The following is a 25,444-nucleotide window of genomic DNA, read 5'->3' on the forward strand; positions in this document are numbered from 1 at the left end:
GCCCGCCGGCGGCGGGAGGTCCGTCGGTGGCCGATGGCGGGAGAAGGTTTGCCGGCGGCCGGTGGGGGCAATTGGTGACGCCGTGAGAGCCTCCACCGACCTCGATACGCTGAGCGACTTCTTCGACCGGTACGGGGTGGCGCTCACCACCGGCGACGTGCCCGCCATCGCCGGCTGCTACGCCCTGCCGGGGTTGGTGGTCGCCGACACGTACAGCTTCTCGTTCAGCACGATGGCCGCCGTCGCGCTCTCCTTCGTCGGGGCCGCACCGGACTACCAGGAGCGGGAGCTGGTCGCGGCGCACGCGTTGATCGAGGAGGTGGAGCCGGTCTCGGCCCTGCTGACCATGGTCGCCGTGCGGTGGGAGTTCCTGGACAGCGAGGGCCGGTCGGTGCCCGGGGAGCGCTACCGGTACCTGCTGCGCGGCACCGAGGACGGCCCGGCGATCTGCACCGTCATCCGGACCGGCTGACCGGCCGCCGGCGTCCCGGCCTGGTGACCGGCCGCCGGCGTCCCGGCCTGGTAACCGGCTTCCCGACCGGCTGCCCGGCGCCCTGACCGGCGTCCCGGCCCCCGGTGATCATCCGTACTGGACGGTCGCTAGTCTCTGGGCACGGGGCCGACCGAGGAGGATCATGCCGGGCACGCGCTGGACGCGGTGGACCGCTCGGGTGCCGCACGTGGTCGCGGTGCTGCCCTGGATTCTCGCCTCAGCCGCGGTGATCGTTCTGATCTTCCTGCTGGTGACGGCGATGGTGGCGGTCTTCGGCCACGACCGTTACGCCGAGCACGGTCCCGGTTCGCGCAGCGAGGCCGTCATGGTGCCGGGGGTGCCGGTGGCGACCACGTCGGTCCTGCCGTCGCCGTCGCCCACCCGGAGCAGGCGGGAGTCCGGCGGCCGGCCCGGCGACGCCGCGCCCCCGGCCGGGCGGCCGCCCGCCGCGTCCCGGTCGGCGACGCCGTCGGCCTCCGGGTCGCCGTCGACCGCACCTCCCTCGCCGACGCCGACCAGGCTGCTCAACGACGACGACCCGGGGATCTCGTACCGGGGCAGGTGGGCGGTGTCGCGGGGTCGACCGTTCGGCGACCACCGTGACGACGTGCACTACACGGTGCACGACGGGGACTCCTTCAGCTTCACGTTCACCGGCACCGGGCTGGACTACATCACCTCGCGGGATCCCGAGTACGGGGACGCCGACGTGTGGGTCGTCGACGCCGGTGGCCGGCCGGTGCGACAGCAGCGGGTGAGTGCGCGGGCGGACCGTTACCTGCCGCAGCAGACGGTCTTCAGCGTCCGGGACCTGCCCCGGGGGACGTACACCCTCTGGGCGGTGAAGCGCAACGGCGTCTACTTCCAGGTGGACGCGCTACGGGTGCGCGGCTGATCCGGCGATCTGTCCGGTTAGGACAAACTCCGGACGTTGGGTACTTTCCGACAATCGCCTGAATCGTTACTCTTCTCGGACGGGGCCGACCAGGGAGGGTCATGTCCGGCATGCGTCGCGCGCAACCGCGGGCACACGGAGCGGGTGCGCTGGCGTCGTCGCCATGGGTGGTGGTCGGCACGGGCGCGCTGGTGATGGTCGTGCTCCTGATCGTGGCGCTGGCGTCGTACCGCAGCCGTGGGCCGGCCTTCGACGCCCGGCCGGTCGACCCGATGCCCACCTATCCGCTGTCCGAGTCGACGGCCACCAATCCGGCACGGGTGGCGGCGAACCTGCCCGAGCCGGTCGTCCCCGGGCTGACGCCCCGCCGCACCGATCTGCCCCCGGGCGGGCTGCCCGACGACGTGGTGCCGGGGGTGCCGTCGACCGGTGGCGAGGCGGTTCCGCCGCCGGCCGGCGGGGTCGTTCTGCCGTCGCCGGGGGACGGGGACGCGCCGCCACCCCGGCCGACCACGGCACCGCCCCCGCCTCCACCGCCGCCACCCCCGCCGTCGTCGCCGATGAGCGGCCGGTTCCGGGTGATGGACAGCTGGAACAACGAGGCGTTCATCGGCGAGGTGCTGCTGTACAACCGGGACCGGGTGTCCCGGCCGTGGACGGTCCGGCTGGTCCCGCCGCCCGGCAGCCGGCTGGTCACCTCGTGGGTGGAGGGTGCGCCGCAGGGCAGTTCCCGGATGTCCGGCGGGGTGTTCACGTACACCAGCGGGGTGAACGTCGGACCGGGCGCGTCGGTGCCGTTGCGGTTCCACTTCGAGCACACCGGGGGCAGCATCCGACCGTCACGCTGCACTGTCGACGGGGTGGCCTGCTCCGGTCTCTGAGGGCGCGACGCCGTTCGGGTCTCTGCAAGGTTGCTGCTTTGTTGCGACTTGGTTTGCAAGGTATTGCAGAACGTTTCAGCAAGGGCTAGCGTGCGGGCGAATCACGACCATAGGAAGGCCGTCGATGAAACCCCCGCTGCCGCGCAAGGCGCTGCTCGCCCTGGTCTCCACCCTCACCCTCGCCCTCGTCGGCCTCCCGGTCGCCGTCCGTAACCTCGGTGCCGACGCCACCGACCGGCCGTCCACCGTCGACGCCCTCGCCGCGGCCGGCGCCGCCCAGTGGGGTGCCGAACCCACCACCGAGGCGCTGCTCGCCGCCGGCACCGGCCGGGGCCGCGCCGAACAGTTCTACTTCGTCCTGCCGGACCGGTTCGCCAACGGCGACCGGCGCAACGACACCGGCGGCCTGACCGGCGACCGGCTGCGCACCGGCCTCGACCCGACCGACAAGGGCTTCTACCACGGCGGCGACCTCAAGGGCGTGATCGACAAGCTCGACTACATCCAGGGTCTCGGCACCACCGCCATCTGGCTGGCGCCGGTGTTCAAGAACCGTCCCGTGCAGGGCAGCGGCGCGGACGTCTCCGCCGGCTACCACGGCTACTGGATCACCGACTTCACCCAGGTCGACCCGCACTTCGGCACCAACGAGGAGATGAAGCGGCTGGTCCGGCTGGCCCACCAGCGTGGCATCAAGGTCTACCTCGACGTCATCGTCAACCACACCGCCGACGTCATCAAATATGCCGAGGACAGGTACGCCTACGTCGACAAGAAGACGTCGCCGTACACCGACGCGCAGGGGCGGGAGTTCGAGGACCGCAACTACGCCGACGGCACCCGGGACTTTCCGACGGTGAACCGGGACTCCGGGGCGTACACGCCGACCTTCGCCAGCCCCGCCGACGCGAAGGTCAAGGTCCCGGCCTGGCTGAACGACCCGACGATGTACCACAACCGGGGTGACTCCACCTTCTCCGGCGAGAACAGCGAGTACGGCGACTTCTACGGCCTCGACGACCTGTGGACCGAACGGCCCGAGGTGGTCCGGGGCCTGACCAAGGCGTACGGCGACTGGATCGCCAGCACCGACGTCGACGGGTTCCGGCTGGACACCGTCAAGCACGTCAACCTCGACTTCTGGCCGCAGTTCAGCCAGGGCATCAAGCGCGCCGCCGACAAGGCGGGGAAGAAGGACTTCTTCATGTTCGGCGAGGTCTACAGCGCCGACCAGGAGGTCACCTCCACCTACGTGCGGCGCGGCGGGCTGCCGGCCACCCTCGACTTCTCCTTCCAGGAGGCGGCCCGCGGCTACGTCACCGCCGACGGCTCGGCCAAGGCGCTGGCCGACGTCTACGCCAAGGACCCGCTGTACGCCGCGCGGGACACCGACGCCGGTCGGCTGACCACCTTCCTCGGCAACCACGACATGGGCCGGATCGGCTCGTTCATCGCCGCCGCCGGGGGCGACGACGCCCGCCAGCTCGGCCGGGACCGGCTCGCCCACCAGCTGATGTTCCTCACCCGGGGGCAGCCGGTGGTCTACTCCGGCGACGAGCAGGGCTTCACCGGGCCGGGCGGGGACAAGGACGCCCGGCAGGACATGTTCGCCACCCGCACGGCGGACTACCTCGACGACGACCTGATCGGCACCACCCGCACCCACGCCAGCGACCAGTACGACACCACCCACCCGCTCTACCGGACCATCGCCGAGCTGGGCCGGCTGCGGGCCGCACACCCCGGCCTGCGCGACGGCGTGCAGGTCACCCGGTACGCCGCCGACGGGCCGGGCGTCTTCGCCTTCTCCCGGATCTCCCCGGCCGACCGTACCGAGTACCTGGTGGCGGTGAACAACGCCGGCACCCCGCAGACTGTCCGGGTGGAAACCTGGTCACCCGGCACCACCTTCACCGGCATCTACGGCGGCACGGCCACCTCAGCCGCCGGCACCGACGGACACCTGAACCTGACCGTGCCGGCCGGGTCGGCCGTGGTGCTCCGGGCCGGTCGGCCCGTGCCGCAGGCCACCACGAAGCCGACCGTCACCCTCACCGGGCCGGGCACCGACCCGGTCGCCACCCGGGCCGCCGTCACCGCGCAGGTGACCGGTGACCCGCTGGCCACCGTCACCGTCGCCGCCCGGGTCGCGGGCGGGAAGTGGACCCTGCTGGGCAGCGCGCACACCGCGCCGTACACCGTCCACCACGACCTGACCGGGCTGGCCGGGGGCACCCGGGTCGAGTACAAGGCGGTCGTCCGCGACGGGAAGGGCCGCACCGCCGCCACCCGGTCGACCGCAGTGGTCGGCACCCCGGCGCAGGGCGCGTCCCGGGACTGGGTGGTGGTGCACTACCAGCGCCCCGCCGGCGGCTACGCCGACTGGGGGCTCTACGCCTGGGGTGACCTCGACCCGGCGTACGTCACGCAGTGGCCCGCCGGGCAGCCGTTCGCCGGCGAGGACTCGTACGGCCGGTTCGCCTGGGTGAAGCTCAAGCCCGGCGCGAAGTCCGTCGGGTTCCTCGTGGTCGACAAGGCGGGCACCAAGGACGTCGCCGACGACCGGACCATCGACGTGACCACCACCGGCGAGGTCTGGGTCAAGCAGGGCGACCCGGCGCTCTATCCCACCCGGCAGGCCGCCACCGGCGAACCCGACCCGCCCGTCGACCCGAACACGGCGGTCATCCACTGGCGCAAGGCCGACAACGACTACGCCGGCTGGGGCCTGCACGTGTGGGACGGCGCGGCCACCCCGACCGACTGGGCCAGCCCGCTGCCGCCCGAGAAGGTGGACTCCTTCGGCGCGGTGTTCCGGGTGCCGCTGGCAGCCGGCGCGACCGGGCTCAACTACATCATCCACCGGGGCGACACCAAGGACCAGCCCGACGACCAGCGTCTCGACCTGACCGGGGTCGGCCACGAGGTCTGGCTGCTGGGCGGGGTGCCCGGCCGGCTGCTGCCCCCCTCGGCCGTCGGCCCGGCGAAGCACGTCGACATCACGAAACAGCAGGCCAAGTGGATCGACCGGGCCACTGTCGCCTGGTCGACCGGCCCGACCGACGGCAAGGCGTACGCCCTGGTGGCGGCACCGGCGGGCGGGCTGGGTGTGGTCGACGGCGAGCTGTCCGGGACGTACACCACGCTGCCGTTGCGGGCGCAGCGCAACGGGCTCACCGAGGCCCAGCGGGCGGCCTTCCCGCACCTGTGGTCCCACCAGGCGTTCCGGCTCGACCGGGCCGACCTGGCGAAGGTGCCGGCGGCGCTGCGCGGGCAGCTCGTGGTGACCGAACGCGACGCCCGGGGCGCGCTGCTCGGCGCGACCGGGGTGCAGATCCCCGGCGTGCTCGACGACGTGTACCGGGCCGCCACCGACGCCACGCTCGGCGTCACCTTCGCCGGCACGGTGCCCACCCTCGCGGTCTGGGCACCCACCGCCCGGACGGTCGCGCTCGAACTGTCCGACACGCCGTCGGCGCCGCCGCGCACGGTGGCGATGCGCCGCGACGACCGTACCGGCGTCTGGTCGGTGCGCGGTAGCCGCGACTGGACCGGCCGGTACTACCGCTACCGGGTCGAAGCCTGGCAGCCGGCCGCCCAGAAGGTCGTCACCGCGTCGGTCACCGACCCCTACTCGGTGGCGCTCGCGGCGGACTCCACGCACAGCCGGATCGTCGACCTGACCGACCCGGCGCTCGCCCCGCCCGGCTGGTCCGGGCTGCGCAAGCCGGCCGCGCCGCCCGCGGCGCAGGCACAGATCTCCGAGCTGTCGGTACGCGACTTCTCCATCGCCGACACCACCGTCCCGGCCGACCGGCGGGGCACCTACCTGGCCTTCACCGACCCGGGCACGGCCGGCATGAAACACCTCAGGGCGCTCGGCGACGCCGGGGTCGACTACCTGCACCTGCTGCCGGTGTTCGACTTCGCCACCATCCCGGAGAAGCGGGCCGACCAGCGGCAGCCCGACTGCGACCTGGCGGCGTTGCCCCCGGACTCCGACCGGCAGCAGGCGTGCGTCGCGGCGGTCGCCGACACCGACGGCTACAACTGGGGGTACGACCCGCTGCACTACACCGTCCCCGAGGGCGGCTACGCGGTCGACCCGGACGGGGAGCGGCGGACCACCGAGTTCCGCCGGATGGTCGCCGGGATCAACGGCGCCGGCCTGCGGGTGGTGCTCGACGTGGTCTACAACCACACCTCCGCCGCCGGCACCGACGCGAAGTCGGTGCTGGACCAGGTGGTGCCCGGCTACTACCACCGGCTGCTCGACGACGGCACCGTCGCCAACTCGACCTGCTGCGCCAACACCGCCCCCGAGCACGCCATGATGGGCAAGCTGGTGGTCGACTCGCTGGTCGTCTGGGCGAAGCAGTACAAGGTGGACGGCTTCCGGTTCGACCTGATGGGCCACCACCCGAAGGCGAACATCCTGGCCGTCCGGGCCGCGCTGGACCGGCTGACCCTGGCCCGCGACGGCGTCGACGGGAAGAAGATCCTGCTCTACGGCGAGGGCTGGAACTTCGGCGAGGTCGCCGACGACGCCCGGTTCGTCCAGGCCACCCAGGCCAACATGGCCGGCACCGGGATCGGCACCTTCAACGACCGGCTCCGCGACGCGGTCCGCGGCGGCGGCCCGTTCGACGCCAACCCGCGGGTGCAGGGCTTCGCCTCCGGCCTCTACACCGACCCCAACGGCGACCCGGTCAACGGCACCGCCGCCGAGCAGCAGGCCCGGCTGCGCCACCAGCAGGACCTGATCAAGGTGGGGCTGACCGGCAACCTGCGCGGCTACCGGTTCACCGACTCCACCGGTCGGAAGGTCACCGGGGCGCAGGTGGACTACAACGGCTCGCCGGCCGGCTACACCGCCGCCCCCGGCGAGGCGGTCACCTACGTCGACGCGCACGACAACGAGATCCTGTACGACGCGCTGGCGTACAAACTGCCGACCGGCACCTCGGCGACGGACCGGGCCCGGATGCAGGTGCTGGCCCTGGCCACCACCGTCCTCGGGCAGGGGACCGGGTTCGTGGCGGCCGGCTCCGAGCGGCTGCGCTCGAAGTCGCTGGACCGCAACTCCTACAACTCCGGGGACTGGTTCAACCAGATCCGCTGGGACTGCACGCAGGGTAACGGGTTCGGCGCGGGTCTTCCCCCGGCGGCGGACAACCAGGACAAGTGGCCGTACGCGAAGCCGCTGCTGGCCGATCCGGCGCTGGTGCCGGACTGCGCCGCGATCGACCTGGCCGACGCCCGGTACGCCGAGCTGCTGCGGATCCGGCGCTCCTCTCCGGTGTTCGGGCTCTCCACCGCCGAGCAGGTGCAGCAGCGGGTCGCGTTCCCGCTGTCCGGCGTCAGGGAGACCCCGGGGGTGCTCACGATGACCCTGGACGCCCGCGGGCTGGGCGGCCGGTGGAGGTCGGTGACCGTGGTCCTCAACGGCACCCCGACGGCGGCGAAGCAGACGGTGACCGGGCTGCGGGGCACGGACACCACCCTGCACCCGGTGCTGGCCGACTCGGCCGACCCGGTGCTGCGGACCGCCTCGTTCGACCGGGCGGCGGGCACCTTCACCGTGCCGGCGCGCAGCGTGGCGGTCTTCGTCCAGCGCTGACGGCGACGACCGGCCCCCCTCCGCGTGGTGCGGAGGGGGGCCGGTTCGCGTCCTGCCCGGTGTGCCGCCGTCACCGGCCGCACGTCATCCGAGGATGCTCAGCCGAAGCAGTTCGGGATGGTGTCGCCCGGGATGGCCAGGCAGTTCGTCGGGCGGTTCGCGACGATCGCGGACCGGTTGTCCACGTTCACCGTGCCCTCGAAGGTGAACACACCGCCCGGAGCGAGGGTGGCGAAGTTGTTGGCGACCTTCGTCCGGCTGAGGTTGACCTCGCCGAAGATGTTGAAGATGCCGCCGCCGACGCCGATCGGGCCGAGCGCCCGGTTGGCGACGATCTCGGACTCCCGCACCGTGGTGACGCTGTCCGCGTTGAACAGCCCGCCGCCGAAGAAGCCGGCGGTGTTCTCCTTGAGGTGGCTCTTCTCGATGGTGACCGCGCTGTCGAAGGCGACGGCCACGCCGCCGCCGACACCGGCGGTGCTGTTCTTGGCCACCGTCGAGTCGTGCACGTTGACCTGGGCGTCCGCCGCCGCGAGACCGCCGCCGGCGAGCACGGCGGTGTTCGACAGCAGCTCGGTGTAGCGGACGGTGGTGTTGCCACCGATGTCGAGCAGACCGCCGCCGAAGCCGAGCGTCTCGTTGTCGGTGATCTTGGACTTCTCGATCAGGACGGTGCCGCCGTCGACGTCCTCGGTGAAGATCTCCGCAGCGCCGTTGGCGACCCCGCCGCCACCGACGATGGCGGTGTTGTCGGTGATCGTGGACTCGTCGACCGTGAGCAGGCCGGCGTTGAAGATGCCCCCGCCGAAGAAGAAGGCGGTGTTGTGGGCGATCTCGCTGTGCCGCAGCGAGGTGGTGCCGAAGTTGGCCAGCCCGCCGCCGTTGCCGCCGGACTGGTTCAGCACGACCGAGGTGTCGAACAGGTTGGCCGCGCCACCGGGCTGCACCAGGATGCCGGCGCCGTCGTTGACGCCCGGCTCCTCGACCAGCGTGGTGACCTTGCCCGCCTTCGCCTTCGCCTTCGGCGCGGCCTTCACGGCGGCCTTGCGGGCGGCCTTCGGCGCGGCCTTCAGCCCGGCCTTCGGGTTCGCCTTGCGAGCGGCGAGCGCCTGGGCCAGCGGGGTGCCGGCCTTGACCTGGGCGGCGAGCGCCTGCGAGTCCGAGTAGGCCCCCCAGACCGCTGCCGGCGAGACCGGCTGCAACGCCTCGATGGTCTGCCCACCCTTGATGGTCAGACCCTTGAGGTTCAGGTGACCACCCGGACCCACGTTGAGGATCCGGAAGTACTCGGCGGTGGCGTCCCGGGTGATCGTGGTGTGCTCACCCCGCAGGGTGATGTCCTGGGTGATCACCGGCAGGCCGTTGCCGTCCTGGTTGCGGGTCAGGTTGTAGGTGCAACCCTTGGCCAGGTCCAGCACGCCACCGTCGCGGCTGTTGGCGAAGACGATGGCCTGGATGAGCCGGTCGGTGTCGCAGGGCACCTCCTTTCCCCGTTCGTGGTCCTTGCCGTCGCGGTCGTCCTTGCCGCCCCGGTCCGGACCCTCGTCGCCACGACCCTCGTCGCCGCGACCCTGGTCGCCGTCCTTGGTGACCTGCTGAGTGGTGTTCCACGTCAGTCCGCTCACCCCGACCGCCCCGGCGCTGCCGGCGAACCCGACCGCGGCGAGACTGACCACACCTGTCAACCCGGCGACGCCACTGGCGAGCCAGAGCTTGCGACGGCTCCTGCTCCCCGTCGCCCGCGCGGAGGCTTCGTTGTTCGTTAGGTAGTTGGACATCGGAGCTCTCTGCCCTCTCCTCGTACCAGACAGGGTCGCCGCGCCTGAGCGGACGTCCCCTGCTACAAATCGGTTGTAGCTCCCGAAAGACACGGTATGAGAAGGTTCCTCGCTATGAGGGCAAAGCCGAAGAAAGCCCGCTTTGGGGACGCGGGCCGTCGCTCGGGCGCATTCCCGGACGGCCGGCCCCGAGCGGTCGATCCGCCGCATCGCCGCGCATCCGTCCCGTCGAGGACCGCTGGGCATCCCCACCGACCGTGCCCCGACCCCACCACCCCACAGTCCCCGGCGGTCTGGTCGTGCTGCGCCGGGCGGTCTGGTCGTGCTGCGCCGGGCGGCATGATCGTGCTGCGCCGGGCGGTCTGGTCGTGCTGCGTCGGGCGGCATGATCGTGCTGCGCCGGGCGGTCTGGTCGTGCTGCGCCGGGCGGCATGATCGTGCTGCGCCGGGCGGTCTGGTCGTGCTGCGCCGGGCGGCATGATCGTGCTGGAACCATGAAGTAGTGGCCTCCAGCACGACGGAGGCCACTATTTCGTGGTTCGAGCGTGACCATGAAGGTGCACCGGGCGCGGGGACGCGAGCAGGAGCACGGGGATGGGGACGCGAGCGGGGGCGGGGGTGTTGCGGGAGTTAAGGCGGGTGGACGCCGGCCCCGCCGCCGGTACGCGTCACCCCGTCGGGGAACGCCTCCGTCGGCGGGGCCGCCACAGGTGCTGCTGGAACGGTCCGGCGCACCCACAGTGTGGTGGGCCGGGATCAGCTGGGTGGGCGCACCCTGCGCTATCGGAATCGCCGGCGGGCACGGCCTCGTGCCGGCCCGGTCGGGTTCCGTCTTGTGTTGGTCGGGCCGGGTTCCGTCTTGTGTCGGGCCGGTCGGGTTCCGTCTTGTGCCGGGCCGGTCGGGTTCCGTCTCGTGCCGGTCGGGCCGGGTTCCGCCTGTGCCGGCCCGGTCGGGTTTCGTCTTGTGCCGGCGGGTAGGTCAGCCGGGGAGGCGGGGGCCTGCCTCGCGCTGCTCGGCCAGCCAGGTCTCCACCTCGTCGGAGCGCCGGGGCAGCCCCGCCGACAGGTTCACCGAGCCGGTCGCGGTGACCAGGATGTCGTCCTCGATCCGGACGCCGATGCCGCGCAGCTCCTCGGGGACCAGCTCGTCCTCCGGCTGGAAGTACAGCCCCGGCTCGACGGTGAGCACGTAGCCCTCGCCCAGCGCGCCGTCGCGGTACTTCTCCTTGCGGGCGTTGGCGCAGTCGTGCACGTCGATGCCGAGCATGTGGCTGGTGCCGTGCAGGGTCCACCGCCGGTAGACCGTCGAGGCCGGGTCCATCGCCTCGTCGACGCTCACCGGGAGCAGGCCGAGATCCTTCAACGCCTCGGCGAGCACCCGCATCGAGGTCAGGTGCACCTCGCGGAACCCGACCCCCGGCTTGATCGCGTCGATGCCGGCCTGCTGGGCGGCGTACACCGCGTCGTAGACCTGGCGTTGCAGCGGGGTGAACCGGCCGTCGACCGGCAGCACCCGGGTCACGTCGGCGGTGTAGAGGTTGCGGTTCTCCACGCCCATGTCCATCAGCAGCAGCTCACCCGGGCGGGTCGCGCCGTGGTTGTGCACCCAGTGCAGGATCGTCGCGTGCTCGCCCGCGCCGACGATCGAGCCGTAGCCGACGTCGTTGCCGTCGTGCCGGGCGCGCAGCGCGAAGATCCCCTCCAGCAGCCGCTCGGAGACCCCCCGGTCGGCCGGCAGCGCGCGGGCCACGTCCTCGAAGCCGCGTACCGTCGCGTCGACCGCCTCCTGGAGCTGGGCGACCTCCCACTCGTCCTTGACCAGCTTCAGCTCGGCGATCGTGATGGCCAGCTCCCGGTCGCGGGCGGGCTGGCCCTCCTCGCGGGGGCCGTCCCACGGGCGCACCGCCGCGTCCACCCGCTGGTCGAAACCGCGCAGCACCCTGGTCCGCCCCGGCGCCATCCGGGCCAGCGCGCCGTCCAGCGCGGTCAGGTCCTCGGTGGCCAGGCCCAGCTCGGTGGACTTCTCGGCCAGCGTGTGCCGCCGGCCCACCCACAGCTCACCGTGCCGGCTGCGGAAGAACTCGTCGGTCTCCCGCGAGGACCGGGGGCGCATGTACAGCGTCGCGTCGTGCCCCGAGCCGTTGGGCCGCAGCACCAGGACGCTGTCCGGGTCGTGGTCGCCGGTCAGGTACGCGAAGTCGCTGCCCGGCCGGAACGGGTGGTCGGTGTCGTTGGCGCGTACCTTCTCGGTGCCGGTGGGGATGACCAGCGTCTCGCCCGGGAAGGCCGCGGACAGCGCCTCCCGCCGCTTGGCGTGGTGCGGCACCTCCGGCCGGGGGCCGACCGGCAGGCTGGTGTCCCGCCATCCCTTCCGCATGAAGGACAGGAACGCCTCCGGGAAGTCCGGGTCGTGCGATTCGGTGCCGTCCGCCGGCCTGCCGTCCGTCCGTTCCTCGGCCATGTCGGCTCCCTTCGCCTCGTCGCTCGTCCAGACGGTACTCCGGCTCCGGCCCGACAGGGTGCCTGCGGTCCCGCACCCGACGCTCCGCCGCCCGGCCGGCCCGCCGCGACCCGTCGCCCGCTCGGCCCGTCGCCCGCTCGGCCCGTCGTCTGCTCGGCCCGTCGCCGCCCGGCCCGTCGCCGCCCGGCCCGTCGCCGCCCGGCCCGTCGCCGCCCGGCCGGCCCGTGGCCCGCCCGGCGCGGGGGCGGGCGGGGCGGATCGTGTCGGGCGGAGAGGGACAGGGTGTGCGGTGCCGCACGGCCGCGTCGGGCCGCGTGGAAAGATGGCGGCCATGTGCGGACTCCTGGCCTTCTTCAGCGCGAACGGCAACGCCGCCGCCCACCGTGACAACATCGCGGGGGCGTTGGAATGCCTGCACCACCGCGGACCGGACGAGACAGGGGTCGAGGTGGTCGGCGACGCCACCGGCCACTACGCGGACGGGGTGTTCGCGCACAAGCGGCTGGCCATCATCGACGTCGCGTCCAGCCACGAGCCGTTGCCCTACGCCAACGGTCGTTACCTGCTCACCTTCAACGGCGAGATCTACAACTACATCGAGCTGCGGGAGGAGCTGACCCGGAGCTTCGGCGCCCAGTTCGCCACCGCCGGTGACGGCGAGGTGATCGTCGCCGGCTACCACTACTGGGGCGAGCAGGTGCTCACCCGGCTGCGCGGCATGTTCGCCTTCGTCATCTGGGACCGGCAGGAGCGCCGGGCGTTCGGCGCCCGGGACTACTTCGGCATCAAGCCGCTGCACTACCTGGAGACCGCCGACGGCCTCTACCTCGCCTCGGAGAAGAAGGCGCTGCTGCCCTTCGCGCACTCCTACTACCAGGGCGACGCCGGGATCGACACCGCCAACCTCAGCCACTACCTGACCCTCCAGTACGTCCCCGAGCCCGGCACCCTGCACCAGGGCATCAGCCGGATCGGCTCCGGGGAGTACCTGAGCTGGTCCCCGGGGGGCCGGTTGGACGTCCGGCGCTGGTACCGGCCGGTGTTCCGGCCCGCCCCGGTCGCCGACGAGCAGCGGCTCTACCACGAGATCCGGGAGACGCTGCGGGAGAGCGTCCGGATGCACATGCGTTCGGACGTCCCGGTCGGCTCGTTCCTGTCCAGCGGCATCGACTCGACCGCCGTGGTGGCCCTGGCGCGTGAGTTCAACCCCAACATCCTCACCTTCACCGTCGGCTACGACGTGCCGGGCTACTCCGAGATCGACGTGGCCCAGGAGTCGGCCCGGCACCTCGACGTGACCACCATCCCGACCAAGATCGGGCCGCAGGACATGATCGACGCGCTGCCGAAGATCGTCTGGCACCTGGACGACCCGGTGGCCGACCCGGCGCTGGTGCCGCTCTACTTCGTCGCCAAGAAGGCCGCCGAGCACGTCACGGTGGTGCTCTCCGGCGAGGGTGCGGACGAGTTCTTCGGCGGCTACACCATCTACCGGGAGCCGCTCTCCCTCGGCACCGTCAACGGCCTGCCCGGCGGGGTGCAGAAGGGCCTGCGCGCGGTCTCCAAGGCGATCCCGCAGGGGGTCAAGGGCAAGAGCTTCCTGGAGCGCGGCACCACCCCGATCGAGCAGCGCTACTACGGCAACGCCCGGATGTTCACCGAGGAGGAGAAGCAGCACCTGCTGCGCCGCTACGACCCCTCGGTGCGCTACACCGACGTCACCGCCCCGATCTACGCCGAGTGCACCGAGCTGGACGACGTCACCAAGATGCAGTACGTCGACCTCTACACCTGGCTGCGCGGCGACATCCTGGTCAAGGCGGACCGGATCTCGATGTCGCACTCGCTGGAGGTGCGGGTGCCGTTCCTGGACCGGGCGGTCTTCGACGTGGCGGCGACCATCCCGGTCGACCTGAAGCTGCCGCCCCGCTCCGACGCCACCAAGTACGCCATGCGCCAGGCGTTGCAGGGGGTCGTGCCGCCGGCCATCGTCAACCGCAAGAAGCTGGGCTTCCCGACCCCCACCCGGGTCTGGCTGCGCGGCGAGATGTACGAGTGGGCCCGGCACGTGCTGTCCACCTCCGGCGCCGGCGACCTGGTCGACCTGTCGTACGCGATGCGGCTGCTGGAGGAGCACAAGCGGGAGGAGGCGGACAACTCTCGCAAGGTGTGGACGGTGCTGATCTTCTGCATCTGGCACGCCATCTTCGTGGCCAAGACCCTTGACCCGGGCATCCAGCGCAACCAGTCGGCCCTGCTCACCAAGCCGGTGGTCGGCAGCATGGTCCGCTGACCGGTCCCGGTGGTGACCGGCGCACGCCGGTCGTCCGACGAACGCAGGCCCCCGCCCCGAAGGGCGGGGGCCTGCGGCCTTCTCAGTACCCGGTCACCGGCCGGAGCAGGTGATCGTGGGCAGCCCGTTGGTGCCGGAGCTGCTGGCCGTGAAGCCGAACGTGGTCGTCTTCTCCGGCGCGAGGGAGCCGTTGTACGCGGCGTTGGTGACGGTCACCGTCGACCCGCTGGTGCTCAGCGTGCCGTTCCAGACCTGCGAGATCACCTGGCCGTTGGGCCAGGTCCAGCTCGCGGCCCAGCCGCCGTACGTACGGGTGCTGTGGTTCATGATGGTGACCTCGCCCTGGAAACCGCCGTTCCAGGCGCTGACCACCCGGTACACCGCCATGCAGTCGCTGTTGCCCGGCGGCGGGGTCGTGGTCGGCGGCGGCGGGGTCGTGGTGGGCGGCGGAGTGGTGGTGGGCGGCGGCGGGGTCGTGGTGGGCGGCGGCGTGGTCGGCGGGGGCGTGGTCGGGTTGTTGCCGCTGCCGACCCCGGTCACCTGACCGTTGCCACCGTCGAAGGTGACGTCCGAGCAGCCGAAGAAGTTCTCCTGGCTGTCCGAGCGGACCCAGCGGGAGTAGATGATGTGCCGGCCGGACTTGCCCGACGGCAGGTTCCCGCTGAAGTAGTAGTGCCCCTCGTTGGTGCCCGACGCGCCGCGCTGCGGCGGGTTGGTCACCGTGAGGAACGGCTCCTCCAGGTCGCTCCAGGCCAGCGGCCGGGTCGGGCTCCAGCTGTCCTTCGTCACATAGAAGTAGAAGGTGCCCGGGTGGTGCGCCCAGTTGCTGTACTTGAAGTCCAGCCGTGCGCCGGACGTCAGGTGGGTCAGCGGCCAGTCGGTGCGGGCCAGGTCGTACCCGGCGAAACCGGTGTTGCCGCCGCTGCACAGCTTGCCGTCGGGGATGAAGCCGACGGTGCGGCCGCCGGCGTCCGAGCGGAGCACGCTGAACCAGTTGTAGAGCGAGTTGGTGCCGCTCTGGGCGACGGCGGCGGAGCAGGCCGGGTTGTTCGGCCTGATCTCGCCGGTGGGGCTGAGGCCGTCCTGCCAGCACAGGTAGGTCCGGCTGCCCGGAACGATCGGCGTGCCGTGCGCGGCGGCCGGTTCGGGCTGCACCGTCAGGGCGACGGCCCCGAAGGCGAGGGTGGCGGCCGCGGTGAACAACGCGGCCGTACGAGAACGGAGCACGAGCTTCTCCTGATCCGCGGGGTGGCGTGAGCGCCCGCCCCGCACAAGGTGGGGATGCGTCGGTCGCGGCTCTGGCCGGCGGCCCGACAGGGGCCGACGGGCGCGTGCCGTCGGCGGTCCGTGCCCACGGACCGGTGCCTCTCGCGTCGGATCCCAGCTGATCGCCGAGCGGATGCGGCAGCCCTCCGCGCCGGCCCGGCACACCAATACCATCACGCCCGGACGAACCATGCAATAGTCGTTGCTCGATGGGTGAGATTCTGTTGCCTGGCCGGCCCCGATCGGCGTGGGCCGTTGTGCCAGCCTGATAGGCGGACGACGACGCGCTGGGAGGCGACGTGGGATACGCGGTGGTGCTCGGCGAGGCGCTGATCGACCTGCTGGACGCCGAGTGCGAGGGGCGGCCGGTGTTCCGGCAGGCGATCGGCGGCGGCCCGCTCAACGTCGCCGTCGGGGTGGCCCGGCTCGGCGGCACGGCCCAGTTCGTCGGCTCGCTCGGCGACGACGTGCTCGCCGACCGGATCCGCGACTTCCTGGCCGCCGCCGGGGTCGGGCTGACCGGGACGGTCACCGTCGCGGCGTCCACCACGCTGGCGGTGACCACGCACACCGGGGCCGAGCCGGACTTCCGGTTCTACGGCGACCCACCGTCGTACGGCCTGCTCGCCGCCGACGACCTGGACGTGGCGCTGGTCGAGGGCGCGGACGTGCTCTACTGCGGCTCGATCGTGCTGTTGCGCCCGGCCACCCTCGCCGCCGCCCGCCGGGCCTGGTCGCTCGCGCCGGGACTGCGGGTCTTCGACCCCAACGTCCGGCCCCGGCTGCTGTCCGGCCCGGCGGAGCTGGCCGCTCTGCGGGAGGTGGTGGTGGAGTTCGCCGCCGGGGCGCACCTGGTGAAGCTCAGCGCCGCCGACGCCGCGCTGCTCTGGCCCGACGAGCCGGTCGAGGGGGTCGCTGCGTACCTGCGGGAGCTGGGCGCGGGCACGGTGGTGGTGACCCTCGGCGCGGACGGTGCCCTGGTCGCCGCCGGCCCCGACCCGGTCCGGGTGCCCGCGCCGAAGGTCCGGGCGGTGGACGCCACCGGTGCGGGGGACTCGGTGATGGCGGCGCTCGTGGCTGAGCTGCTGGCCGACGGGGCACCGACCGGGCCGGGCGACTGGCACCGGCGGGTGGCGTTCGCGCTGCGGGTCGCCGGCCTGGTCTGCGAGTCGCCCGGCGGGGCGGTCGCCATGCCCACCCGGGACGAGGTGCGGCACCGCTTCGGCGACTGACCACGGCCCGCGCCACCCGGCCCGGCGCCCGCGCCGGTCGCCACCCGGCCCCGACCTGCCGCGCCGCCGTGCGACCCGACCGCCCGCGCTGTCGCGCCGGCCGGTCAGCCGGCGGGCGTCAGGGGGCGCCGTCGAGTTCGCGGTAGCCCCGGCGGGCGGCGGTGAGGCCGGGCCGGGCGCCGAACGGGGAGTCCGCCGCCACCCGCTCCGGCGGTGCGCCGCCGGTGTGCGCGGCCCGGATCAGCCAGGCCAGCTCGGCCAGCCGGGCATGCTGGGCGCGGACGAACTCCACGTCCACCGGCGTGCCGTGGCCGGGCACCACCACCGTCGCCGGGGTGGTCATCCGCAGCAGCTCGGCCACCGCGTCCGGCCACTGCAACGGGTACGACTCCTCGAAGGCCGGCGGCCCGGACTGCTCCACCAGATCCCCGGTGACCAGCACGTCGGCGTCCGGCACGTGCACCACCAGGTCGGCGTCGGTGTGCCCGTGCCCCGGGTGCCGCAGCACCACCCGCCGGCCGCCGACGTCCAGCACCGTCTCGGTGTGCACGGTGTGCGTGGGGGCCAGCAGGGTCGTCCCGGCCAGCTCGGCGGCGAGCGCGGGGTGGTCCGCCCGCATCTCCTCGTACGCCGCCCGGCGCAGCCGGTCCGTCCGGTCCCGCAGCGCCGCGGCGGCCCGCTCGTGCGCGTACACCGGGCGGGGCGGGTCGGCGGCGAGCGTGGCGTTGCCGAAGCAGTGGTCGAAGTGGTGGTGCGTGTTCACCAGCGTCCACGGGTACGGGGTGACCGCCCGTGCCGCGGTGGCCAGCGCGCCGGCCTGCCCGGCGGTGGACAGGGTGTCCACCAGCAGTGCCGCGCCGTCGCCGACCACCAGCGTGACGTTGACGTCGAGCAGTGGCTCCCGCAGCACGTGCACCCCGTCGGCGACCGGCACGAAGCGGAACGTCACGACGGCACCCGCGCCGCCCGCTCGACGAAGCGCTGCCGGTCGACCAGCGCCCGCTCGATCCGCCCCGAGGCCACCGTGACGTCGCCGTCGGTGACCGTCACCTCGAACAGCAGCCGCCGCCCGTCGGCCTCGGCCAGCCGGGCGTGGGCCACCACGGTCCGCCCGACCGGGGTGGCGGCCAGGTGCGCCAGCTCGACCCGGACGCCGACCGTGGTCCGGCCGGCGGGCATCCCGGCCGCCGTCGCGGCCACCGTGGCGGCCTCGGCGAGGGCGAGCACCCGGGGGGTGCCCAGCACCGGCACGTCACCGGAGCCGACGGCCCGCGCCGTGTCGGCGTCGGTGACGGTCAGCTCGACCCGGGCGGTCAGCCCCGGCGGGAACGGTGCGTCCGGCTGTTCCAGCATGGGACCAGCCTAGTGGGCGGGCCACCGGCGCCGGCCGGGAGATCGACGGCCCGGCCGTGTCGCGACGGCCGGTGGCCCGGCCCCGGCGTGGCGGGTGGTGCCGGTCCCCGGCGGGGCGGGCCGGCTCCCGGCGGTCACCCGGCAGGTGGTCGGCGGTGGTCGATGCGTCGCCCACCGTTAACCTTGACGGCGATGGCCGTTGTGACTGAGCCCCCGCCCCCCGTCCCGTCCCCCACCGCCGAGGCGTCCGCCGGTGGCCGGCGTCGCGTGACCGCGATGTCGGTCTGGGCCGTCGCCTTCGTGGTGACCTGGCTCGTCATCGGCCTGCCGACAGATCCGGCGTACGCCTTCCTCTGGATCTGGGCCGGCACCGTCGCCTGGAACTGGGGTCGGCCGTGGCGCAGCCACCTGGCCTTCGCCCGGGACTGGATCCCGGTGGTGCTGCTGCTCGCCTTCTACAACCTCTCCCGGGGCTTCGCCGACAACGGCCGCACCCCGCACGCCTACGAGCTGATCGTCGCCGACCGGGTGATGTTCGGCTGGGCCACCGGGGGCGAGGTGCCGACGGTCTGGCTCCAGCAGCACCTCTACCGGCCCGAGGTGCACTGGTGGGACGTGCTGGTCAGCTGGGTCTACTTCTCCCACTTCGTGGTGACGCTGGCCGCGGCGGCCGTGCTCTGGCTGCGCAGCCGGGAGCGCTGGGCGGCGTACATGCGGCGCTGGGGTTTCCTCTGCGCCGCCGGTCTGGTGACCTACTTCGTCTACCCGGCCGCGCCGCCGTGGTGGGCGGCGCAGAACGGGCTGCTCACCGAGGTCGCCCGGATCTCCACCCGGGGGTGGAAGGAGTTCGGCATGCACGGCGCGGGCAACCTGCTCAACGCCGGACAGATCGCCTCCAACCCGGTCGCCGCGATGCCGTCGCTGCACACCGCCTGGGCGCTGTTCGTGGTGCTGTTCTTCCTGCGGTCGACCCGCCGCCGGTGGTGGCCGCTGCTGCTGGCGTACCCGCTGGCGATGACGTTCACCCTGGTCTACAGCGGTGAGCACTACGTGATCGACGTGCTGGTCGGCTGGGCGTACGTGGGGATGACGTTCCTGGTCGTCGGGCTGGCCGAACGGGCCTGGCGGTCCCGGCGGTCCCGGCGGGCCGCCGCCGTCGGGGACGACGAACCCCCGGTGCCGGTCGCGCCCGCCGCGCCGGTGCCCGCCCGGGACTGAGCCCGCCCGGGACTGAGCCCGCGGGTGAGCCGGCCGGGCGGTGCGTGCGGGCGGTCAGCCGGTCCGGCGGGCGGCGTGTGCGCGGGCGGTCAGCTCCGCAGCGAGCGTCCAGGCCTCGGCCAGGTCGCGGTGGGGCGCGGCGGCCCCCGACCCGCCGGCGGTGTCGACGTGCACCGTGGCCAGCCGCAGCCGTCGTTGCGCTGGCCCCTGCACCACCCGCACGCTCTGGATCCGGGCGTACGGCACCAGCGCGAGCTGCCGGGTGAGCAGGCCGGACCGGGCGGCGAAGACCCGCTCGTGCAGCCCTGCGCCGAGCACCCGGACGCTGAGCGGGCGCAGCCAGCGGGCCCGGGTCGGGGGCGGGGTCAACGGCAGCGCGGTCAGCCGGACCCCGGCCAGCACCTCGTCGACGATCGCCGAGCCGACGCTCAGGTCGCCGACGGGGAGCAGCCGGTCGGGCCGGTTGCGGTCGTCGGCCTCGCCGCCGGAGTAGCCGGCGACCTCCAGCCGTAGCCGCAGCCAGCCCTTCATCCGCCAGAGCAGCGGCCAGGTCACCCCGACGGTCTGCACCCGTTCCAGTGGCACGGTCTGCATCCGGGTCTCCACCAGACCGTTGTGGATGCGCAGCCGGTCGGCCTCGCGGGCCAGCCGGAAGTTCCAGTCGTCGAGGACCCGGCGGACGGGTTGCAGCAGCACACCGGCCATCGCGGTGAGGGTGCTGGCCACCGCGATGAACGACCAGGAGTCCTCGGAGAGGAACTGCGCCACCACGAAGGCCACCCCGACCGGGAGCAGGAACGCCTGCGGGGTGAGGAGCTGGCTGACCAGCAGGTCGGTGTTGGTCACCGCGTGCAGCGGGCGGCCCGCCGGTTCCCCGCCGGTGGGCGGGGCGGCCGGGTCGGTGCCCGCAGGCGGGCCGACGGCCGGCGGCGCGGCCGCGCCGACCACCTCGGTGCCCGGCATACCGGCGGCGACGGTGAGCAGCCGCTGCCGCAGCCGGGCCGCGTCGGCGACCGAGAGGTACGCCAGCGGCGCCTCGGTCTTGCCGCCGCCGACCACCTCCAGCCGCAGCTCGGCCAGGCCGGTGAGCTGCGCGAGCAGTGGTCGGACCACCTCGACGGCCTGCAACCGTTCCAGCGGGATCGCCCGGGTGCGCCGCCACAGCAGCCCCTCGTAGACCCGCAGTTCCCGCCCGACGATGTGGTAGCCGGTGTTGTACCAGCTGACCACCGCCAGCACGGTCGCGCCCAGGGCGAGCACCGCCACCAGCACGGCGAACCAGCCGAAGCCGACCCTCGACAGGGTCGACCAGGAGAGCCCGGCGATCACCACCACCAGGGACTTCGCCCCCTGCAACACCGGGCTGAGCGGGTGCAGGCGCTGCCGGGGTTCGACGTCACCGGCCGCCGTGCCGTTCTCGGCCGGCCCCGGCGGGGCCGCCGTGACACCTGGCGGGGGCGGGCACGGTGGGGCGGGTGGTGGGTCGGCGGGACGGGCCGCTCCGGGGCCGGGGGGACCGTCGGTCACAGCCCCTCCGCCCGGTCCTCGCCGAGCGCGGTGAGCCGGTCGCGCAGCCGGGACGCCTCGGCCGGCCGGAGGCCGGGAACCCGGGCGTCGGTGGCCGCCGCGGCGGTGTGCAGCTGCACGGTGGCCAGGTCGAAGGCGCGTTCCAGCGGGCCGGCGCTGACGTCGACGAACTGCATCCGCGAGTACGGCACGATGGACAGCCGACGGACCAGCAGCCCGTGCCGGACCAGCAGGTCGTCGGCGCGTTCGGCGTACCCCCAGGCGCGGACGGCGCGGACGATGGTCACCACCCGCCAGCCGCCGCCGAGCAGCACCACCGCGCAGCCCGCGCCGAACAGCCAGTGCCCGCTGAACACCCAGCCCAGCGCCAGCCCGACCAGCAGCACCGCCACCCCCAGCGCCAGGCGGAGCAGCTCCACCCAGATCAGGTCGGTCGAGATGGGCTGCCAGCGGACGGTGTCCGGCCAGGGTTCCAGGGCGCTCACCGGGGACTGGGGTGGCTCGGCAGCGTTCACGCTTCGAGGGTATGCGATCCCGGGAGCGGGGCGACCTCCCGGAGGAACCCGCGGGCGTCGAGAAAGTCACCGAGGCTGCCCCGGTGGGCCGGGCAGGCGAGCCAGGTCTTACGGCGGTCGGGCACGTGCAGCCGGGGATTGTTCCAGCGCAGCGCCCAGACGGCGGGTGCGCGGCACCCCCGGGACGAACAGACGGGGGCGTCGTCGGTGGGGGTGGGATCGGTCACCCGGGTGAGTGTAGACACGCCGGGACCGGAGGTTAGAGCGCCGGGCGGCCACGGGGGGAGCCGCCCGGCGACGGGGTGAATCGTACACGCGGCAGACCCCTCCGTGTCCACCCTCGTTCAGCGATTCGGTGATCCGGACGGTGTGTCCGAAATCGGGTTCTCGCCGCCTCGGCTCTCAGCCGGGCATGCGAGTCTTGGTACCGCACCACGCCACGACGACCGATCATGCTGTGGAGGACCGGTGGCCCAGCCGACCACGCCCGACGCCCCGACCCCGAACGGAACGTCCCCCGGGACACCTCCGGCGGTGACCACCCCCGCCCAGGACGCCACCCTGCTGGAGCGGGCGCTGTTCGAGATCAAGCGGGTGATCGTCGGGCAGGACCGGATGGTGGAGCGGATGTTCGTGGCGCTCCTGGCCCGCGGACACTGCCTGCTGGAGGGGGTGCCGGGGGTGGCCAAGACCCTGGCGGTGGAGACCCTGGCCCGCGTGGTGGGCGGCGAGTTCGCCCGGGTGCAGTTCACCCCGGACCTGGTGCCGGCGGACATCATGGGCACCCGGATCTACCGGCAGTCGAGCGAGAAGTTCGACGTCGAGCTGGGGCCGGTCTTCGTCAACTTCCTGCTCGCCGACGAGATCAACCGGGCCCCGGCCAAGGTGCAGTCGGCGCTGCTGGAGGTGATGAGCGAGCGGCAGGTCTCCATCGGCGGCCAGACCCACCCGGTGCCCGACCCGTTCCTGGTGATGGCCACCCAGAACCCGATCGAGCAGGAGGGCGTCTACCCGTTGCCGGAGGCGCAGCGGGACCGCTTCCTGATGAAGATCGTCGTCGGGTACCCCACCGACGCGGAGGAGCGGGAGATCGTCTACCGGATGGGGGTCGCCGCGCCCGAGCCGGCGCAGGTGTTCAGCGCCGACGACCTGCTCGCCCTGCAACGCAAGGCCGACCAGGTCTTCGTGCACAACGCGCTGGTCGACTACGCGGTACGGCTGGTGCTGGCCACCCGCAGCCCCGCCGAGCACGGCATGCCCGACGTGGCCCGGCTGATCCAGTACGGGGCCAGCCCGCGTGCCTCGCTCGGCCTGGTCCGGGCCACCCGGGCGCTGGCGCTGCTGCGCGGCCGGGACTACGCGCTGCCCCAGGACGTCCAGGACATCGCGCCGGACATCCTGCGGCACCGGTTGGTGCTCAGCTACGACGCGCTCGCCGACGACGTGCCCGCCGACCACGTGGTGCACCGGGTGATGTCGACCATTCCGCTGCCCTCGGTGGCCCCCCGGCAGCAGGCGTCCGCGTCACCGCCGGTCAGTGGCCCGCCGGCCGGCGGCTGGCCCGGCCAGCGGCCGTGACCGGCCCGGTGCGCCCGGCCGACGCCGCCGGGGAGCGGACCGAGGCGGTGCTGTCCCGGCTGCAACTGCTGGTCACCCGCAAACTCGACGGCCTGCTCCAGGGCGACTACGCGGGGCTGTTGCCCGGCCCGGGCAGCGAGGCGGGGGAGTCCCGCGAGTACCGCCCCGGCGACGACGTACGCCGGATGGACTGGCCGGTCACCGCCCGCACCACCACCCCGCACGTGCGGCGTACGGTGGCCGACCGGGAGCTGGAGACCTGGCTGGCGGTGGACCTGTCGGCGAGCCTGGACTTCGGCACCGGCCGGTGGCTCAAGCGGGACGTGGTGGTCGCCGCCACGGCCGCGCTGACCCACCTGACGGTGCGCGGCGGGAACCGGATCGGCGCGGTGATCGGCACCGGGGCGGAACCGCCGCCCACGCCCACCCGCCGGTGGCGGCCCGCCCCGCCGCCACCCGCCGGGCCGCCGACGCTGACCCGGGTGCCGGCCCGCTCCGGCCGGCGGGAGGCCCAGGCGTTGCTGCGTGCGGTGGCGCACACCCCGTTGCGCCCCGGACGCGGTGACCTGGGCGCGCTGGTGGACCTGCTCAACCGGCCACCGCGCCGCCGGGGCCTGGCCGTGGTGATCTCCGACTTCCTCGCGCCACCCGCGCAGTGGGGTCGTCCGCTGCGGAAGCTGCGGGTCCGGCACGACGTGCTGGCCATCGAGGTGGTCGACCCGCGTGAGCTGGAGCTGCCCGACGTGGGGGTGCTGCCGGTGGCGGACCCGGAGACCGGCCAGCTGCACGAGGTGCAGACCGCGGATCCGCGGCTGCGCCGCCGGTACGCCGAGGAGGCCGCCGCCCAGCGCGCGGCGAACGCCGCCGAGATGCGGGCCGCCGGGGCCGGGCACCTGCTGTTGCGTACCGACCGAGACTGGCTGCTGGACATGGTGCGATTCGTGGCCGCCCAGCGGCACGCCCGCACCCGGGGGACGACACGATGATCCGTTTCATGCAACCGTGGTGGCTGCTGACCCTGCTGCCGGTGCTGGCCCTGGCCGCGGCCTACGTCTGGCGGCAGCGCCACCGCCGGGCGTACGCGATGCGGTTCACCAACGTGGACCTGCTGCGTACCCTCGCGCCCAAGGGGTTGGGCTGGCGGCGGCACGCGGCGGCGACCGCGCTGCTGCTGGCGATGGTGGCGCTGGCCACCGGGATGGCCCGGCCGGCGATCGACACCGAGGAGCCGTTGGAGCGGGCCACCGTGATGCTCGCCATCGACGTGTCGTTGTCCATGCAGGCCGACGACGTGTCACCGAACCGGCTGGAGGCCGCCCAGGAGGCGGCGAAGCAGTTCGTCGGCGAGCTGCCGGTGAGCTACAACCTGGGGCTGGTCTCCTTCGCCAAGGCGGCGAACGTGCTGGTGGCGCCCACCAAGGACCGGGCCGCGGTGACCGCCGCGATCGACGGGCTGACCCTGGCCGAGGCGACCGCCACCGGTGAGGCGGTCTTCACCTGCCTGGAGGCGATCCGGTCGGTGCCGGCCGATGGCGCGGCCGGCATTCCGCCGGCCCGGATCGTGCTGCTCTCCGACGGGTTCCGCACCTCGGGCCGGTCGGTGGAGGAGGCCGCGGCGGCGGCGCAGGCGGCGAACGTGCCGGTCTCCACCATCGCGTTCGGCACCGACTCCGGGCAGGTGGACATCGGCGGCCAGTTGCAGCGGGTGCCGGTGGACCGGCTGGCGCTGGCCCAGCTCGCCGAGACCACCGAGGGCTTCTTCTACGAGGCGGCCTCGGTGGCCGAGCTGAAGCAGGTCTACCAGGACATGGGCTCGTCGATCGGGTTCCGCACCGAGCCGCGTGAGATAACCCAGTGGTACGCCGGGGTGGCGCTGCTGCTGGCGCTCTGCGCAGGTGGGCTGAGCCTGCTGTGGACCTCCCGGATGCTGTGACCCGGGGTGCTGCCGTGCCGGTCGGTGGCGGTCAGTGACCGCCACCGGCCAGCACGAACACGACGGCGACCCAGACGGCGGCGAGGGTGAAGCTCAGGGGGGCTACGTAGCGGCTCATGAACGGCTCCGGTGGCGACGGGAGGGTCCGCGGGGCGGGCGGACCGCAGGGGGTTGGTCGGGGCGCACACACGAAGTCGTGACCGGGCTGCTGCACCGCGCGGGCCGACGGCCGTCGACTCACCGGCCGGTACGGCGGGGGTCGGCGGTGCGGGTGGGGCGCGGTGAGCGGGAGCTGGGTCAGCTCAACCGACTGAGTCGTGGCTCAGCGGGGCTGACGGACGGCCCGGCCACGACTGGGAGGATCGCTATCTCGCACAGCGATCACCTCCTGTGGTCGGCGG

General features: G+C 73.4%; 18 protein-coding genes. 10 read left to right on the forward strand and 8 right to left on the reverse strand.

The genetic code is table 11. The features are described 5' to 3' along the window. Positions 1–82 precede the first annotated feature (82 nt). The 4 genes from GA0070623_RS27805 to pulA all read left to right on the forward strand — a co-directional run bounded on the left by GA0070623_RS27805 (position 83) and on the right by pulA (position 7,889). On the forward strand, positions 83–472 hold the full coding sequence (locus tag GA0070623_RS27805; protein ID WP_067311087.1) for a hypothetical protein: 390 nt from the start codon (positions 83–85) through the stop codon (positions 470–472). A 163-nt stretch (positions 473–635) separates the two neighbouring features. After that, entirely contained in the window at positions 636–1,388 is a 753-nt protein-coding gene (locus GA0070623_RS27810; protein ID WP_067311090.1) for a hypothetical protein, read from the forward strand. 101 nt (positions 1,389–1,489) lie between these two features. After that, positions 1,490–2,269 carry a cellulose binding domain-containing protein gene (locus GA0070623_RS27815; protein WP_084261427.1) on the forward strand — a complete coding sequence of 260 codons (780 nt, stop codon included), beginning with the start codon at positions 1,490–1,492 and terminating at the stop codon, positions 2,267–2,269. 124 nt (positions 2,270–2,393) lie between these two features. After that, entirely contained in the window at positions 2,394–7,889 is a 5,496-nt protein-coding gene (gene pulA / locus GA0070623_RS27820) for a pullulanase-type alpha-1,6-glucosidase (protein WP_067311095.1), read from the forward strand. Between the two features lie 98 nt (positions 7,890–7,987). Here pulA and GA0070623_RS27825 read toward each other — a convergent pair whose 3' ends face one another. Both GA0070623_RS27825 and GA0070623_RS27830 read right to left on the reverse strand, forming a co-directional pair. Continuing rightward, positions 7,988–9,667, reverse strand: coding sequence for a hypothetical protein (locus tag GA0070623_RS27825; RefSeq protein ID WP_084261428.1), 1,680 nt, complete (start codon positions 9,665–9,667; stop codon positions 7,988–7,990). 979 nt (positions 9,668–10,646) lie between these two features. Beyond that, positions 10,647–12,128, reverse strand: coding sequence for an aminopeptidase P family protein (locus tag GA0070623_RS27830; protein WP_067311102.1), 1,482 nt, complete (start codon positions 12,126–12,128; stop codon positions 10,647–10,649). 331 nt (positions 12,129–12,459) lie between these two features. Here GA0070623_RS27830 and asnB point away from each other — a divergent pair, with 331 nt between their 5' ends. Further along, a complete protein-coding gene (asnB, locus tag GA0070623_RS27835) occupies positions 12,460–14,421 on the forward strand; it encodes an asparagine synthase (glutamine-hydrolyzing) (RefSeq protein WP_067315545.1) in 1,962 nt (653 codons plus the stop codon). A 93-nt stretch (positions 14,422–14,514) separates the two neighbouring features. On the opposite strand, the gene GA0070623_RS27840 is transcribed toward asnB, so the two are convergent. Further along, positions 14,515–15,648 carry a lytic polysaccharide monooxygenase gene (locus tag GA0070623_RS27840; RefSeq protein WP_067315554.1) on the reverse strand — a complete coding sequence of 378 codons (1,134 nt, stop codon included), beginning with the start codon at positions 15,646–15,648 and terminating at the stop codon, positions 14,515–14,517. Between the two features lie 338 nt (positions 15,649–15,986). Here GA0070623_RS27840 and GA0070623_RS27845 point away from each other — a divergent pair, with 338 nt between their 5' ends. Further along, positions 15,987–16,919 carry a carbohydrate kinase family protein gene (locus GA0070623_RS27845; RefSeq protein WP_089004202.1) on the forward strand — a complete coding sequence of 311 codons (933 nt, stop codon included), beginning with the start codon at positions 15,987–15,989 and terminating at the stop codon, positions 16,917–16,919. Positions 16,920–17,037: 118 nt separating this feature from the next. Here GA0070623_RS27845 and GA0070623_RS27850 read toward each other — a convergent pair whose 3' ends face one another. Further along, entirely contained in the window at positions 17,038–17,868 is an 831-nt protein-coding gene (locus GA0070623_RS27850) for an MBL fold metallo-hydrolase (protein WP_089004203.1), read from the reverse strand. Next, positions 17,865–18,272, reverse strand: coding sequence for a thioesterase family protein (locus GA0070623_RS27855; RefSeq protein WP_067312921.1), 408 nt, complete (start codon positions 18,270–18,272; stop codon positions 17,865–17,867). Before GA0070623_RS27855 ends, GA0070623_RS27850 begins: the two co-directional genes overlap by 4 nt. Before the next feature lie 192 nt (positions 18,273–18,464). Between GA0070623_RS27855 and GA0070623_RS27860 the strand changes: the two genes are divergently transcribed. Then, positions 18,465–19,490 carry a phosphatase PAP2 family protein gene (locus GA0070623_RS27860; RefSeq protein ID WP_067312919.1) on the forward strand — a complete coding sequence of 342 codons (1,026 nt, stop codon included), beginning with the start codon at positions 18,465–18,467 and terminating at the stop codon, positions 19,488–19,490. 54 nt (positions 19,491–19,544) lie between these two features. On the opposite strand, the gene GA0070623_RS27865 is transcribed toward GA0070623_RS27860, so the two are convergent. From GA0070623_RS27865 to GA0070623_RS27875, 3 genes are read right to left on the reverse strand one after another with little or no spacing between them, the layout of a single operon-like run. Beyond that, positions 19,545–21,017: a PH domain-containing protein gene (locus tag GA0070623_RS27865; RefSeq protein ID WP_084261498.1), complete on the reverse strand. Its 1,473-nt coding sequence runs from the start codon at positions 21,015–21,017 to the stop codon at positions 19,545–19,547. Further along, on the reverse strand, positions 21,014–21,532 hold the full coding sequence (locus GA0070623_RS27870) for a PH domain-containing protein (RefSeq protein ID WP_231932572.1): 519 nt from the start codon (positions 21,530–21,532) through the stop codon (positions 21,014–21,016). Before GA0070623_RS27870 ends, GA0070623_RS27865 begins: the two co-directional genes overlap by 4 nt. Beyond that, positions 21,529–21,759 (reverse strand): hypothetical protein, encoded by a 231-nt coding sequence (locus GA0070623_RS27875; RefSeq protein ID WP_067312915.1) that lies wholly within the window; start codon positions 21,757–21,759, stop codon positions 21,529–21,531. The genes GA0070623_RS27870 and GA0070623_RS27875 overlap by 4 nt, the downstream gene beginning before the upstream one ends. Before the next feature lie 241 nt (positions 21,760–22,000). Here GA0070623_RS27875 and GA0070623_RS27880 point away from each other — a divergent pair, with 241 nt between their 5' ends. Genes GA0070623_RS27880 through GA0070623_RS27890 form a run of 3 tightly spaced genes read left to right on the forward strand, consistent with a single transcriptional unit; the run spans position 22,001 to position 25,043 of the window. Further along, positions 22,001–23,110 (forward strand): AAA family ATPase, encoded by a 1,110-nt coding sequence (locus GA0070623_RS27880; protein WP_067312913.1) that lies wholly within the window; start codon positions 22,001–22,003, stop codon positions 23,108–23,110. Beyond that, positions 23,089–24,096 carry a DUF58 domain-containing protein gene (locus tag GA0070623_RS27885; RefSeq protein ID WP_067312928.1) on the forward strand — a complete coding sequence of 336 codons (1,008 nt, stop codon included), beginning with the start codon at positions 23,089–23,091 and terminating at the stop codon, positions 24,094–24,096. The genes GA0070623_RS27880 and GA0070623_RS27885 overlap by 22 nt, the downstream gene beginning before the upstream one ends. After that, the gene (locus GA0070623_RS27890; protein WP_067312912.1) at positions 24,093–25,043 is read left to right on the forward strand and encodes a VWA domain-containing protein; all 951 of its coding nucleotides are present in this window, start codon (positions 24,093–24,095) and stop codon (positions 25,041–25,043) included. Before GA0070623_RS27885 ends, GA0070623_RS27890 begins: the two co-directional genes overlap by 4 nt. Positions 25,044–25,444: the final 401 nt, after the last annotated feature.

Source organism: Micromonospora rifamycinica (assembly GCF_900090265.1).
Taxonomy (GTDB): Bacteria; Actinomycetota; Actinomycetes; order Mycobacteriales; family Micromonosporaceae; genus Micromonospora; species Micromonospora rifamycinica.